This is a genomic window from Rhodomicrobium sp. (assembly GCF_047605405.1).
Classification (GTDB): Bacteria; Pseudomonadota; Alphaproteobacteria; order Rhizobiales; family Rhodomicrobiaceae; genus Rhodomicrobium; species Rhodomicrobium lacus.
The window spans coordinates 20,052-34,107 of the sequence record NZ_JASGFR010000025.1 but is presented as its reverse complement, the minus strand read 5'-3'; the positions used below and the strand labels follow the sequence as shown (position 1 = coordinate 34,107).

The window sequence follows — 14,056 nt, the reverse complement described above, 5'->3', positions numbered from 1 at the left end:
AAGTCCGTCCTATTGTGCTTGAAAATCCGACATCCTTCGCCCCAAGCGGTCAGCCCGCCTCGCGGAACAAGAAACGATATGATGTACGTCTCGACACGAGGGACCGCGCCGAAAGCGGACTTCGAGGAAGCGCTTCTCGCCGGTCTCGCGCCCGATGGCGGGCTCTACATGCCCGATACATGGCCGCACCTTTCGTCCCTGCCTGCTTCGCCCACGGGCGCCTATGCGGCGGCGGCGGCGCATGTGATGACGCCTTACATGGGAGGGAATCCCGGAGAGGCCGAGCTTTTCGCGCTCGTTTCCGATGCCTATGCGCGCTTTGCCGATCCCGACACCGCCCCGCTCAAGACGATCGGGCCCGACCTCTATCTGCTTGAGCTGTTCCACGGGCCCACGCTCGCCTTCAAGGACTTCGCGATGCAGGTTCTTTCGCGGCTGATGGAGCGCGCGCTGAAGCGGCGGGGCCAGCGCACGACGATCCTCGGCGCGACCTCGGGCGATACCGGCGCGGCGGCGGTCGAAGCGTTTCGCGGCCGCGACGACATCGAGCTGTTCATCCTTTATCCGCACGGCCGCATCTCGGACGTGCAGCGCAAGCAGATGACGACGGCCGCCGAGGACAATGTCCACGCCATCGCCATCGAAGGCACGTTCGACGATACGCAGGCCATCGTGAAGGCGCTGTTCGGCGACGCCGAGTTCCGCACGCGGCATTCGCTTTCCGCGATCAATTCCATCAACTGGGCGCGCATCGTAGCCCAGACCGTGTACTATTACACGGCGGCGGCGAAGCTCGGAACGGCATGCCGCCCGAGCTTCTCGGTGCCCACCGGCAATTTCGGCGACATCTTCGCGGGCTTCGCGGCGTCGCTCATGGGCCTTTCCATGGGCCGCCTCGTCATCGCGACGAACGAGAACGACATCCTCGCCCGCACGCTTGAAACCGGCCGCTACGAGCCGAAGGGCGTCGTGCCGACCGACAGCCCGAGCATGGACATCCAGATTTCGAGCAATTTCGAGCGGCTTCTGTTCGAGGAAAGCGGCCGCGATGCCGACCTCGTGAACCGCGCGATGGCCGACCTCAAGACAAAGGGTCATTTCGACCTGCCGCCCGCCACGCTCGCCCGCATCCGCGAGCGTTTCTCCGCGTGGCGCGTGACCCGCGACGAGGCCGCCGACGCAATGCGCGCCCTGTTCGACGAAACCGGCATGATCATCGACCCGCATACCGCCGTCGGTGTCGTGGCGGGCAAGCGCGAGCAGGAACGCAGCGGGGGTTCGATGGTCGTGCTGTCGACGGCGCATCCCGCGAAATTCCCGGAGGCCGTGACACGCGCGACGGGCCACGCGGCGCCTATACCCGAACGCCTCGTTGAGCGTCTTCAGGGGGCCGAACGCGTGCAGATTTTGCCCAACTCTGCCGCCGCGGTGGCAAACGTCATAACCCAGCACGCCGCGGGCAGGCCGCAAGCATGATCCGCAGAAGACGCGTCCGGTTTTGCCATAGGCTCCCGCATCGACACAATGCATGAGCCGCAAAAGCGGCCCCCGGTTTTGCGCAGGATGCTGCGAACCAAAAAAGCATGATCCGCAAACGGATCTCCGATTGTTATCATGCTCGACGACAGATTTGGCGGGACGCGTTTCCATCGCGGCTCGCCTGAAGCGACTCTGAATTGCCCGAGGTACAGCCCATGACAGTCGAAACCAGCCAGCTAGCGAACGGAATGCGCATCGTCACCGATCGCATGCCGGGGCTCGAAACGGCGACGGTTGGCGTTTTCGTGACTGCTGGCGCTCGCTCCGAGACGGATAACGAGCACGGCGTCGCCCACTTCCTCGAACATATGGCCTTCAAGGGCACGCCGACGCGCTCGCCAATCGAAATCGCCGAGGAGATCGAGGGCGCGGGGGGGGCTCTGAACGCCGTCACCTCGTCCGAAGCGACCAATTATTACGCGCGCGTGCTGAAGAGCGACGTGGAACTCGGGCTGAACCTTATCGGCGACCTGCTTCTCAACCCGTCCTTTTCCGACGAGGAGATGGACCGCGAGCGCGAGGTGATCCTTCAGGAAATCGCCGCGACGCAGGACAGCCCCGACGATATCGTGTTCGATCTGGCGCTCGACGAAGCCTATCCGAACCAGACGCTCGGCCGCTCCATCCTCGGCACGGAGCGCACCATCTCGCGCCATTCCGCCGCCGATCTCCGCCGCTTCCGCAACGAGAACTATTCCGCCTCGCGCATGATCCTCTCGGCCGCGGGCGCGGTCGATCACGACGCGATCCACAAGCTCGCCGAGAGCCTGTTCACCGGATTGCCCGAGGAAGCGCCGCGTCCGATCAAGCGGGCGAAATTCGAAGGAGGACACGCCACCGTCGACAAGCGATTCGAGCAGTGCCATGTGATCTTCGCCTTCGAGGGCTTCCCGAACGGACATGACGACTCGTTCGCCGGGCGCATCTTCGCCGGGATCGCGGGCGGCGGCATGGCCTCGCGCCTGTTTCAGGAGGTGCGCGAGAAGCGCGGTCTCTGCTACGATATCCACGCGTTCGACTGGGGCTATGCCGACAGCGGCATCATCGGGCTCCACGCAGCGACGAGCGCGCAGCAACTGAAGGAACTGAGCGCGCTTTCGCTCGGCATCTTCTCGGACCTAGCCGAGAACGGACCGACGGACCGCGAGCTTGCCCGCGCCAAGGCGCAGATCAAGGCCGGACTTTTCATGAGCCTCGAAAGCTGCGAATCGCGCGCGGGCCAGATCGCATGGGATCTGATGGTGTTCGGACGTCCGATCTCGAACGAGGAACTCATCGAAAAGGTTGACGGGGTTACGCGCGAGCACGTTCAGGCCGTCGGCCTCGGCTTCCGCGCCCGGCCGGAAATCGTCTCGGCGGTGGTCGGTGGACGCGGTTCCGCAGCCGCTGCGGCGGACGCGGCCGAAGCGTTCCTCTCCGGCACCCTCGCCGGCTGAGGCCGCCTGATGCTCGGCGGGTCCCGCATGTTCTTCCCGGAGACGAGGCCCTATGTCGAGGGCGACGGCATTTATCTGCGCGAGCCGCAAATGTCCGACTACAAGGAATGGGCGGCGCTTCGCGGAGAAAGCCGCTCGTTCCTCGAACCCTGGGAACCGCGCTGGGCCAAGGACGAGCTTTCCCGCGAGACGTACCGGCGTCGCATCCGTTATTATTACCGCGATGCCCGGCAGGATGTCGGTTATGCCTTTTTTCTGTTCAGAAGCTCTGATAACGCCCTTATCGGCGGCTTGACGTTGAGCAACATTCGGCGCGGCGTAAGCCAAAGCTGCTCTCTCGGATACTGGACAGGCGCTCCATACGCTCGCCAGGGTTACATGACCAAAGGGGTGCGGTCGGTCATATGGTTCGTGTTCGACGTTTTGCGTCTTCATCGGCTCGAAGCGGCCTGCCTGCCGGAAAACAAGGCTTCGGCGGCTCTGCTGGTCCGTACGGGGTTTCAATATGAGGGCGTGGCCCGTCGATATCTCAAGATCAATGGCGTGTGGCAGGACCACTGGCTGTTCGCGCTTCTCAACGACGACCCATTGGCCTAATCCGGCCTCGAATTTGGCCGATGCCGGTTTGCGGCAGAAGCGTGCCGCGAACCGCAAGCGGCACGTCGCCTTATGTCGCGCCTATCGATCGGCTGTTCCGCGCCAAACGAAGTCCGATTTTACGCAGGCCGATGCTGGTGAACCTGCGTATTTCATTAATCGGACCGGCGCCCGGTCACAACGCGTGAAGCGCTGATGCGAGGTCGAATGCTGCATTGCGCTGCCGAAATGGCCGCCTCCCGTCCCCTTCGTCCTGTCGTCCTTGCGCGAATGATGCTCCTTCTCTGCGCCGCGTGGATCGTGGCCGCGCTGGCGGCGTCTTCGCCGGCGGCGGCGGTCGAGCCGATCGTCGTCGGCTCTGCGCAGGAAAAGATCGACATCACCCTTCTCGGGGAATTCTACGAGCGGCGCGGCGACAAGATCGCCGTGGAAACTGCCGCGAACGCAGACGGCATCGCAGGCCGCATGACGGTGTCGGCCAAAACGCCGGGCACCAATCCGAGCTGGATCGTATTCGCGCTGTCGAACCCGACCGACAAGCAGGTGACCCGCTTCCTCAGCGCCCAGCGCTATGACATCGTCAATTCGGGCGTGTTCAAGCCCGACCTCGACGCGCCACGCATCACCAACGTCACGCCATCGCTCGGTTTCCGCCCCGAACGGGTCGAGGATTACGATTTCCTCGACATCTACCGCATTTCCATAGAACCCGGCACCACGGTGACGTTCATCGTGGAACTCGCTTCCGCGTCCGTGCCCCGTCTCTATCTCTCTTCGGCGCAGAATTTCGGAAAGCGCCTCCGCGACGTCAATCTGCTGAACGGCATCCTGCTCGGTATCACCGGCCTCCTTGCGCTATTCCTGACCGCAATCTTCGCCGTCAATCACAAGTCGATCTTCCCGGCGGCGGCCTTGCTCGCCTGGTCCGCGCTCGCGTACCTGTGCGTGGATTTCGGGTTCTGGCACAAGCTGTTCCAGCTCTCCTCGGAAGACAACGGCACCTATCGAGCGATGGCGGAGGCGTCGTTCGCCGCAAGCCTTGTCATCTTCCTTTACGCCTTCCTCAATCTCCGGCTATGGCACTCCTGGATCTCGATGGCCTTTTTCGGCTGGATCGCGGCGCAGCTCGGGCTCATTTTCTTCGGACTCGTCGACGCTCAGGCGACGATGAGCCTCGCGCGCCTGTCGCTGATCCCCATCTCGGTCATCGGTACGGCGGTCATTGTGTTTCTGGCGTTCAGGGGCCAGGAACGCGCGCTCTCGCTGCTGCCGACGTGGATGCTGTTCCTGCTGTGGCTGTTCGCGGCCGCCGTCATCGTTACCGGCAAGATGTCCGGCGACGTTGCTGTGTCCGCAATCTCGGCGGGGCTCGTCGTATTTCTCATGCTGGTCGGCGTCACCGTCACACAATATGCCTTCCAGACCGCCGATCCGGGCGCGTCCGGCGAAGACCCAGGCCAGTTCAAGCTGCGGGTGATGGCGCTGGAGGCTTCCGGCGCGAGCGTGTGGGAATGGGATGGCCGCCGCAACGAGATCAACGCCGGGCCGGAGGTCGAGAACGCGCTCGGACTTCCTTCCGGCACGCTTCGCTGCTCGCAGGACGCCTGGCTTCAGCACCTCCACGCCTCCGACCGCGAACGCATGCGCCTCACTCTTTGGACGCTCCGCGAACGCCAGGGTGGCGACATCAACCTCGAATTCCGCATGAAGCGGGCCGATGGCGGCTATCTCTGGTATGAGCTGCGCGCCGCCGTCACGCCGCAGCGCACCACCCGCCAGCTTCGCGGCGTCGGCCTCCTGCGCAATATCAACGCGCAGAAGCGGGCGCAGGAGCGGCTGCTTCACAACGCCATTCGGGACGGCCTCACCGGCTTGCCGAACCGCGAGCTTTTCCTCGATCGGCTGCAATTCGCCGTCGCCCGGGCACAGATCGAAAACCTCAAGCCGACGGTATTCTTCGTCGACCTCGACGCGCTCAAGAACCAAAGCCGTTCGCCCGATTTCGCCACCAACGACGGCGTGCTGCTGACCATCTCGCGCCGGCTCCAGCGATATATTTCGCAACAAGACACCCTCGCCCGCGTCAGCGCGCTGCAATTCGCCATCCTCATTTCCGACGACACCGAGCCGCGCCACATCGCGATGCTGGCGGAGCGCGTTCGCCGCTCGCTTCGCACACCGATGAAGGTGGGCGGCCGCGATCTCGTGCTCACGGGCAGCATCGGCATCGCCATGTATGACGGCACGCAGGAGCACGCGGAAGACCTCTTGCGCGAGGCCGAAAGCGCCATGTATCGCGCAAAGCGCGCGGGTCCGGACCGTATCGAACTGTTCAAGCCCGAAATGCGCGGCGCCGCCGACGAGCGGGCCATCGTTCAGGCCGACCTGAAACACGCCATCGAGCGCCGTCAGATCCGCATCCTGTATCAGCCGATCATGCGCATCGCCGACGAGCGGCTCGCCGGCATGGAAGCGTTCGTCGTGTGGGAGCATCCGACGCTCGGCAGGCTCTCTCTGCCGGAATTCGAGGCCGCCGCCGAGGCATCGGGGCTGTCCGGCGAGTTGTGGTCCTATGTATTCGAGCGCTGCATCCGGCAAGGCGCGCGCTGGCATCGCATCCTGCAGCGCGACGACCCGATCTACATTTCGATCAACATGTCGAGCCAGCAGCTTTTCCACCACGATCTGGTGCAGAACCTGCGGCTTATCATCGGACGCGAGACGCTGCCGAAGGGCGCGCTTCGCCTTGAAATCGCCGAGACGCTCATCAACGCGAATCCCGAGCAGGCCATCGAAATCCTCGACTGGCTGAAGAGCCTCAACGTGTCCATCGCGCTCGACGAGTTCGGCGTAAGCTTCTCGTCGCTGTCGTATTGGAACCGCCTCTCGATCGATGCGATCAAGATCGACCGAACGCTCGTGACGCTCTCCGACAAGGACCGCTCAAGCGCCATGGTGCTGAAAGCGGTGCTGTCCATCGCCCACGAACTCGGCAAGGACGTCGTCGCCGTGGGCATCGACAGCGAAGAGGATCTCGCCTATGTGCGCGCGCTGGGCTGCGATTACGGCCAAGGCTTCTTCTATGCGGACCTCATGTCCGACAAGGATGTGGTCAACCTTCTGAACGCCATCGCGCGCTCGACCAAACGCGATAGCAGGGCGATCGAAAAGGAAGAGCGTCGCGCAGGCCGCCGCGCGGAAAAGGATCAGGAAGAGGATAAGGAAAAGGCGCTGGTCCTCGCAGACAGGGACGTGCAGGCGGCGGGCGATGTCGTGCCTGAAACGTCCGGCAAACCGCCGCGAGCAAGCGGGCGCCGCCTGCGTCGCGGCGATGCGGGCAAGCCACGAGCCAAGGAAGCGGCAGCGCCTCAACCGGAGGCCGCGGCGCAAGCCGAAAGCGCTTCTCCCGGGCAGCCGCCGCAACCCGGTCAGGGCTTCGCACCTGCTGGCGACAACACCGAACAGCCGGTGCCGCCTTTCCCGTTCAATAAGCGCTAGAGCCGATGCGATCGGGTCGTTTCAACCTGACCGGATGAAGCAGCCTCCGAACGTCGGTAGGAGACCGTTTTACCGATCCGGTTGCGATTCAGATCGGAACCGGCTCCCGATCGCCCGCGTCTCCCGCTGCAAAAGAAGCGGGAGGACGCGCTCGCCTCAAAAGTCGGTCTTGAGGTCCATCCCCGCATAGAGAGACGCGACCTGCTCGCCGTAGCCGTTGAAGGCAAGCGTCGGCCTACGCGGCGCGAAAAGCCCGCCCTCGCCGATACGCCGCTCGGTCGCCTGGCTCCAGCGCGGGTGGTCAACGGTAGGGTTCACATTGGAATAAAAGCCGTATTCGCGCGCGTTCTGCATATTCCATGATGTTGGCGGCTGGCGCTCCACGAAGCTGATCCGCACGATGGACTTGATGCTCTTGAAGCCGTATTTCCATGGAACGACGAGGCGCAGCGGCGCGCCGTTCTGGTTTGGCAGCGTTTCGCCGTAAAGCCCCACGGCAAGGATGGTCAGCGGATGCATCGCCTCGTCGAGGCGCAACCCCTCGCGATACGGCCATTCGAGCGGCTGAAAGAAGCCCCTTTGCCCCGGCATCTCGGACGGCCGCACAAGTGTTTCAAAGGAAACGAACTTCGCGGAGCCGAGCGGTTCGACACGCCCCAGAAGCGCCGACAGGGGCAAGCCGATCCACGGAATCACCATCGACCAACCTTCGACGCAGCGGAGCCGGTAGATGCGTTCTTCGAGCGGAGCGAGCTTCAGTATGTCGTCCAGCGCGAGCGTCGAGGGCTTCGCCACGAGCCCGTCGATGGCCACGGACCAGGGGCTTGTCCTGAGCTTGCCGGCATAGGAGGCGGGATCACTCTTGTCCGTGCCGAACTCATAGAAATTGTTGTAGGTGGTGACATCCTTCTTCGGCGTCAGCGGCTCGTCGGTGGCAAAGGGGCCTTTCCGGAAGGCAAGGGCTTCGGCATGCGAGGATGGCGGAAGCCCCAGCGCCAGCGAGGCTATCGCGCCCCCGATGAACTCGCGGCGGCTTAGATACAGCGCGCGCGGCGTGATTTCCGATGAAGGGATCGGCGCGCCCAGAACATTCGAGCGCGCAGCAGTGAAGGCGGGTCGGCCCGGGCGCTTGTCTGACATGACACCTCGCTTTCGATCCGCATGTAGGCGTCGCCGTGGAAAAACTCCACACATCGTCCATCACAAGGCGGAGAGGGACGGGCACGCGCACGCTCTTTTCCCTTCGCCCCGACAGAGACGCCTAGCCGGGAAGCGCCGCCGGATGCGGCCTGCGCGCGAGACCGTAGAGGTACAAGACGAGCCCAAACCAGATGATCGCGAAGCCTGCCAGCTTCGCTTCCGTCAGCGTCTCGCCGAACACGAAGACGCCGATCAGGAATTGCAGCGTCGGAGCGAGATATTGCAGCATTCCGATGGTCGAGAGAGGGACGCGCTTGGCCGCGAGCGCGAAAGTAATGAGCGGCACCGCCGTCACCGCACCGGAGCCCGCGAGCAGCAGATCAAGCGATGTCGCGTTGTGCAGCATCGCCAACTCGCCGTGCGCCGCCATGCCCCCCAGGAGCATCATGGCCGGAAGCGCAAGGATCGCCGTTTCGAGAAACAGCCCCTCGGCCGCAGGTAACGGCGCTTTCTTCTTGATGAAGCCATAAAATCCGAAGGACAGCGCGAGCGCGAAAGCGATCCAGGGCACGCCTTGCGCCGCGACGCACAGATAGGCCACACCCCCTGCCGCCGTCAGCACGCCCGCCGCCTGCAAAGGCGATAGCCGCTCGCCGAGCGCCACGCGCCCGATGATCACATTGATGATGGGAAGGATGAAGTAGCCGAGGCTCGCCTCAACGGTTCGGTTCGACGTCACCGCGAGAATGTAGACGCCCCAGTTTACGGAAATAAGCACCGCCGCCAGCGAATAGAGGCCGATCAATTGCCGGTCGAGGCGGCGCATCAGCGCTCGCAGATGCCCCGAAACCAGAAGCCATGCCAGCAGGAAGACGAGCGACCAGAGGATTCGCTGCCCGAGGATTTCGAGCGCCGATGCCGGTTTGAGGAGTGCGAGATAGAGCGGAAGCAGCCCCCAGACGATATAGGTCGCGATCGCGAACCCGAGCCCGTGCATGCCCCTGCCCTTTCGCGTTGGAGCCTGTCGGCTCCCGTGAAGACGTCCGCCCCGACAAGACCGGGGTCCAATTTCCTTTGGCCCCCGGCGGAGAAGCGTCAGAGCGCCCCCTGAGAGGCTTCATGTTCCCCAGACAAGGCTTACGATGAACCGGGCCGCGATGAACAGCAGGAAGCTCATGAACGTGATTTCGAGCGTCCGCCGCGAAAGCCGATGCGCCACTTTTGCGCCAAGCGGCGCCGCAAGCACGCTTACCGGGCCGAGCACCATGAAGCCGAGCAGGCTGACATAGCCCGCCGAGAGCGGCGGCAGCGTGGCCACGTTCCAGCCTTCCACGATATAGCCGATGGTGGCGGGTATCGCGATGATCGGCCCGAAACCGGACGCGGTGCCGACTGCCTGATGGATCGGCCAGCCGAGGAACTTCATGTAAGCCGTGACATAAGCCCCGCCGCCGATGCCGATGAGGGTTGAAATCAGGCCGATGCCGAAGCCGGCGACGAGATTCCACGGCGCGGGCGGGAGCGCCGCGTCAGGCTTCGGCTCGCTTTTGCCGAAAGCAAGGCGCGACGCGATGAAGATGCACGATGTCGCGAATACCGCCTTGAGAAAGCTGGACGGAGCGCGCGACGCGATGAACACGCCGAGCACCGCTCCCGCGACGACCCACGGGCCAAGCCGCCGGATCACTTCCATCACCACCGCGCCATGCTTGTTATGCGACCGCACCGAGTTGATGGCCGTCGGGATGATGATGGCAAGGGAGGTCGCCACACAGACGCGCATGATGATGCTCTCGTCGACGCCCGCCAGCCGGAACAGTTCGTAGAGCACGGGCACGCTCACCGCGCCGCCGCCGATGCCGAGAAGGCCAGCGAGAAAGCCGGTGATCACGCCGCCGATGAGAAGCGCAATGGACAATTCCGCGATTTGATACCACGGGAGGTGTTGAATGAGGTCAAGCATGCGGGACATGGGAAAGGATGAGATGCGAGCGAAAGACTACAGCTTTGCCCCGTGCATGCAATTATTATTATTTTTGGGGCTTATTGCATACAATGTCGAGTCTATTACATGCAATGATCGGCGGTTCCGCCGCTTCCATGGTTGCCAACGAGTGAGCCGCTCCGGCATGTCCGGGCCGGAATGTTATCGCGTTTTGCAGAACACAGGACGAGGCGATGGCTTGCTGATTTGCGCGCCTTATTCGCGTGAACCGGCCATCAATTTCGCCGGAAACGAACGCGGCCAGCCGGGATGCCGGAAACGGTATCAGCCCGGCGAGCAGCCACCAATCACGATTGGCGCCTCGATATCCATGGTTCTCCTGACCGCTGACGCACTGGCGGGATGCCGCGATTGCCTGAAAGGGTGTGACCCCGCCGCGCGGTTCTCCCTGCCGCCATCACGCCGCGAGCGAAGGCGCCTCCTCGGCGCGCCGCGCCGCCTCGATTGCGGCGTGAATGATATCGAGACCCGCGCCGGGTTTGACGCATTCCTCGGTCAACAGACGCCGGAATTGCCGCGCGCCCGGCCTGCCGTTCACGAGGCCGATCATGTGGCGTGCAATGGCGGAAAGCCTTGTGCCGCGCTCAAGCTCGCGTTCGATGAAAGGAAGCATGCGCTCCAGCGCCTCGTGCGGCAGGAGCGGCGCGGCCGTTTCGTCATAGAGCGCGGCGTCGACTTCCAGAAGCAGCGCCGGGTTCTTGTAAGCCGCGCGTCCAAGCATGACGCCGTCCACCCTTTCGAGGTGCATCGCGCTCTGTTCGATCGTCTCGATGCCGCCGTTGATCACGATCGTCAACTCGGGGAACGCGGCTTTGAGGCGATAAACCCGGTCGTAATCGAGCGGCGGGACGTCGCGGTTTTCTCTCGGCGACAGCCCCTTGAGCCACGCCTTGCGCGCATGAACGATGAAGATTTCGCACCCCGCCGCCGCCACCGTCTCGATGAAGCGCGTGAGATCGGCCTCGCTGTCCTGCTCGTCGATGCCGATGCGGTTTTTCACGGTGACGGGGATCTGGCCGCCGACGGCGCTTTTCATCGCCGCCACGCATTTGCCGACAAGTTCCGGCTCCGCCATCAGGCACGCGCCGAACCGGCCCGACTGCACACGGTCCGAAGGGCAGCCACAGTTGAGGTTGATTTCGTCATAGCCGAAGCCCGCGCCGATTTCGGCCGCCCGCGCGAGTTCGAGCGGGTCAGAGCCGCCGAGTTGCAGAGCGACCGGGTGCTCCGAACCGTCGAAGCCGAGAAGCCGCTCGCGGTCGCCGAACATGATCGCGCCTGACGTTACCATCTCCGTATAGAGCCGCGCACGGCGCGAGAGAACGCGATGGAAGAAACGGCAATGGCGATCCGTCCAATCCATCATCGGTGCGGTGCAGAATGTCCATTTCTTATCAGTCACTTGCACTTCCCTGTCGGTCCAATCCGCTGATCGAATCACCAGCGCGACGCGAACATACGGATAGGTGGCTATTCACGCCGGGACAAAACCGTGTTGGCGGCCGCATGTCAAATTGCGTTGTGTCTGTTTCCCGCCAAAGCGTGAAGGAACTGGTACGGGCCGAAACCGCAGCCGTTGCGACGTCCGTCACGAACCCAGCCGTCCGCCTCATCATGAGGATGACGACTTCGCAAGGGATGCAACGACTGCGCCGACTGCGCGGCGATCCGCCTTCCCGGTCTTTCCCAGCGGCAAACCGTCTACGATGTGGATGGCGTTCGGCAGCTTGTAGTGTTCGATCCGCTCGGCTGCCCAAAGGCGAAGTTCGTTTGCCGTCACATGTGCGCCTGACTTCAGCGCAACGAGGAGGTGAACTGCCTCGCCAAGCGTTTCGTGAGCGATGCTGCCGCATAACGCTTCGTGAACGAGAGGATGGGAGGCTATCGCGGCCTCCACTTCGAGGGGGGCGATTTTCATGCCGCCGCGCGATATGATCTCCTTCGCGCGACCGATGAGGGCGATCCCGCCTTCGCATTGGCGGGCAAGGTCTCCGGTGCGGAACCAGCCGTCGTGAAAGACTGCATCCGTAAGAGTGGGTTCGCCGAGGTAGCCTATCATACCGAACGGCGTGCGTATCTGAAGCTCGCCGGAGCCGGGCGTTTCGGTATGAGCGATGCGGAACGAAACACCCTCGGTCGGTTGGCCGAGAGTGCCGAGATGCTTGCCTTCGTGCACTGCGAGCGCAAAATCGCAGGAGCCTGTCTCACTGAGGCCGAAGAGATCGAAAATTCGCGCCTCGGGAAAGCGTTCGATCGTGCGAAGGCTAAGCGGCACCCCGAGAGCCTCGCCCCCGGTCAGCAGAAGTCGAAGGCTGCTGCTCGGCTTGCCGTCCGGCGCATCCGACATCCTGAGCATTGATGGCACGAGCGCCCCGACGGTTGCCTCTGCCTGAAGGGAGGAGGCAACCCGCCCTGGATCGAATTTCGGCAATTGGACGAGCCTTGCGCCTTCCAGTAGCGCAAGCAGAGCGACCCAGATCCCGTAAACGAACGAAAGTTGCAGTGGAAGGAGGACCACATCGTCGCTCCTCACGACGAGGAGACGCCGCAAGACTTCAAGCTTTGCAGCAAGCCGGTCGCCGTCGAGCACGACGCCTTTCGGCTCGCCGGTACTGCCGGAGGTGAATATCACGAGCGAGCCGCAATCATCGTGATCGCGGATGGAAACGGTGCCCGTATTATCCACGACACGATGATCGGAGATTATGAGACGTATTCCGGCTTTCCGAATGACTCGCTCGACCGTTGACGGTGGCGAGGCGTGATGGATCGGAACCACGGCGCCTCCCGCCCGCCAGACGCCGAGAAATGCCGCGATGTCTGGCGCGGCGTTTGACAGCTTCAGGAGCACTGGCTCTCTGGGGCGAAGGCCATGGGCTTCGAGATCGAGCGCGATCCTTGCGCTGTAGGCCTCCATGGCGGCGGCATCGAGGCGGATGCCGGGGCTCTCCGCGGACGCACCCCTGTCCGCAAGCGCCTGAAGCACAAAGTCTGCCAGCATATTGCTCATAAGGGCTCCGCTTCGGCAAAGCGACGTTCGCGCCAGGCCAGGGCGGCGCGAAGTCCTTCCTGCCTTACGATACTCATGAATTGCACCTTGTCCGGCGACCTCCTGCCTTCAGCAGCAATGTCTATGTCGAGGGCGGCAGCGAGACCGGACGAGAGTCCTTGTGCCTCCAGGGCGACGTTGATTGCGCGTTTCGTGTCGCGCACGAGATCAGGATCGACGACGGCGACCCTGCGGGCGATCCGAAGAGCCGCTTCCTGCAATTCATCGGCAGGAACGATGCGCGTGATCAAGCCGATTTCATGGGCTCTTTGAGCGGTTATGCGGTCTTCGCCGGTAAGGATGATGTCCTTTGCCACCTTCGGACCAACGATCCATGGGAGCACCATGACGACGATGCCCGCACCAAACTTCAGCTCCGGCTCGCCGAAAAATGCGTTCTCGCTCGCGATCGTGATGTCGCAGCAGAGGGCGAGTTCAAGACCACCGGCGAGACACGCTCCCGGCACCGCCGCGAGTGTGGGCTTCGGGAAATGCCAGAAACGGGTGACGGTATCGAAGTCGTAGCGAAGCGCTTCCTTCCACTCTTCGGGGCCAGTCGGCCCGTTTTCTGCCTGTTCCTTCAGGTCGAATCCAGAAGAGAAAGAGCCGCCCGCACCGGTCAGGATTACGGCATGAATACCGGCATCCCGCTCAATCTCGTCAAGAGCGAGGTTCAGTTCCTTGAGAGTGCGCACGTTAAGAGCGTTCACGCGCGCGGGACGGTTCAACGTGATCCGGGCAACCCCACCCTCCAGACGCTCCAATAATATGGTTTCGTATGTCACGTCATAT

At 63.2% G+C, this 14,056-nt stretch carries 10 protein-coding genes; 4 read left to right on the top strand and 6 right to left on the bottom strand.

Annotated elements, in window-relative coordinates:
- Positions 1 to 78: 78 nt before the first annotated feature.
- The 4 genes from thrC to QM659_RS11175 all read left to right on the top strand — a co-directional run bounded on the left by thrC (position 79) and on the right by QM659_RS11175 (position 7,070).
- On the top strand, positions 79 to 1,476 hold the full coding sequence (thrC, locus tag QM659_RS11190) for a threonine synthase (RefSeq protein ID WP_415188489.1): 1,398 nt from the start codon (positions 79 to 81) through the stop codon (positions 1,474 to 1,476).
- A gap of 218 nt (positions 1,477 to 1,694) precedes the next feature.
- On the top strand, positions 1,695 to 2,975 hold the full coding sequence (locus tag QM659_RS11185) for a M16 family metallopeptidase (protein ID WP_127076306.1): 1,281 nt from the start codon (positions 1,695 to 1,697) through the stop codon (positions 2,973 to 2,975).
- Positions 2,976 to 2,984: 9 nt separating this feature from the next.
- On the top strand, positions 2,985 to 3,572 hold the full coding sequence (locus tag QM659_RS11180) for a GNAT family N-acetyltransferase (protein ID WP_127076307.1): 588 nt from the start codon (positions 2,985 to 2,987) through the stop codon (positions 3,570 to 3,572).
- Between the two features lie 195 nt (positions 3,573 to 3,767).
- A complete protein-coding gene (locus QM659_RS11175; RefSeq protein ID WP_415188488.1) occupies positions 3,768 to 7,070 on the top strand; it encodes an EAL domain-containing protein in 3,303 nt (1,100 codons plus the stop codon).
- Between the two features lie 156 nt (positions 7,071 to 7,226).
- Here QM659_RS11175 and msrP read toward each other — a convergent pair whose 3' ends face one another.
- The 6 genes from msrP to QM659_RS11145 form a co-directional block, all read right to left on the bottom strand.
- Complete coding sequence (gene msrP, locus QM659_RS11170; protein ID WP_415188487.1) at positions 7,227 to 8,210, bottom strand: protein-methionine-sulfoxide reductase catalytic subunit MsrP; 984 nt, start codon at positions 8,208 to 8,210, stop codon at positions 7,227 to 7,229.
- 121 nt (positions 8,211 to 8,331) lie between these two features.
- Positions 8,332 to 9,207, bottom strand: coding sequence for an EamA family transporter RarD (gene rarD / locus QM659_RS11165; RefSeq protein WP_415188486.1), 876 nt, complete (start codon positions 9,205 to 9,207; stop codon positions 8,332 to 8,334).
- A 120-nt stretch (positions 9,208 to 9,327) separates the two neighbouring features.
- The gene (locus QM659_RS11160) at positions 9,328 to 10,173 is read right to left on the bottom strand and encodes a sulfite exporter TauE/SafE family protein (RefSeq protein WP_127076310.1); all 846 of its coding nucleotides are present in this window, start codon (positions 10,171 to 10,173) and stop codon (positions 9,328 to 9,330) included.
- A 439-nt stretch (positions 10,174 to 10,612) separates the two neighbouring features.
- Positions 10,613 to 11,617, bottom strand: a complete 1,005-nt coding sequence (gene dusA / locus QM659_RS11155) for a tRNA dihydrouridine(20/20a) synthase DusA (RefSeq protein ID WP_415188485.1) — start codon at positions 11,615 to 11,617, stop codon at positions 10,613 to 10,615.
- 210 nt (positions 11,618 to 11,827) lie between these two features.
- Entirely contained in the window at positions 11,828 to 13,225 is a 1,398-nt protein-coding gene (locus QM659_RS11150; protein WP_415188484.1) for a class I adenylate-forming enzyme family protein, read from the bottom strand.
- A complete protein-coding gene (locus QM659_RS11145; RefSeq protein WP_415188483.1) occupies positions 13,222 to 14,049 on the bottom strand; it encodes an enoyl-CoA hydratase/isomerase family protein in 828 nt (275 codons plus the stop codon). Before QM659_RS11145 ends, QM659_RS11150 begins: the two co-directional genes overlap by 4 nt.
- Positions 14,050 to 14,056: the final 7 nt, after the last annotated feature.

Coding starts and splice junctions, on each gene's coding strand:
- rarD (WP_415188486.1), bottom strand. CDS start 9,207: ATGCACGGGCTCGGGTTCGCGATCGCGACCTATATCGTCTGGGGGCTG.
- msrP (WP_415188487.1), bottom strand. CDS start 8,210: ATGTCAGACAAGCGCCCGGGCCGACCCGCCTTCACTGCTGCGCGCTCG.
- QM659_RS11185 (WP_127076306.1), top strand. CDS start 1,695: ATGACAGTCGAAACCAGCCAGCTAGCGAACGGAATGCGCATCGTCACC.
- thrC (WP_415188489.1), top strand. CDS start 79: ATGATGTACGTCTCGACACGAGGGACCGCGCCGAAAGCGGACTTCGAG.
- QM659_RS11175 (WP_415188488.1), top strand. CDS start 3,768: ATGCGAGGTCGAATGCTGCATTGCGCTGCCGAAATGGCCGCCTCCCGT.
- QM659_RS11180 (WP_127076307.1), top strand. CDS start 2,985: ATGCTCGGCGGGTCCCGCATGTTCTTCCCGGAGACGAGGCCCTATGTC.
- QM659_RS11160 (WP_127076310.1), bottom strand. CDS start 10,173: ATGCTTGACCTCATTCAACACCTCCCGTGGTATCAAATCGCGGAATTG.
- QM659_RS11150 (WP_415188484.1), bottom strand. CDS start 13,225: ATGAGCAATATGCTGGCAGACTTTGTGCTTCAGGCGCTTGCGGACAGG.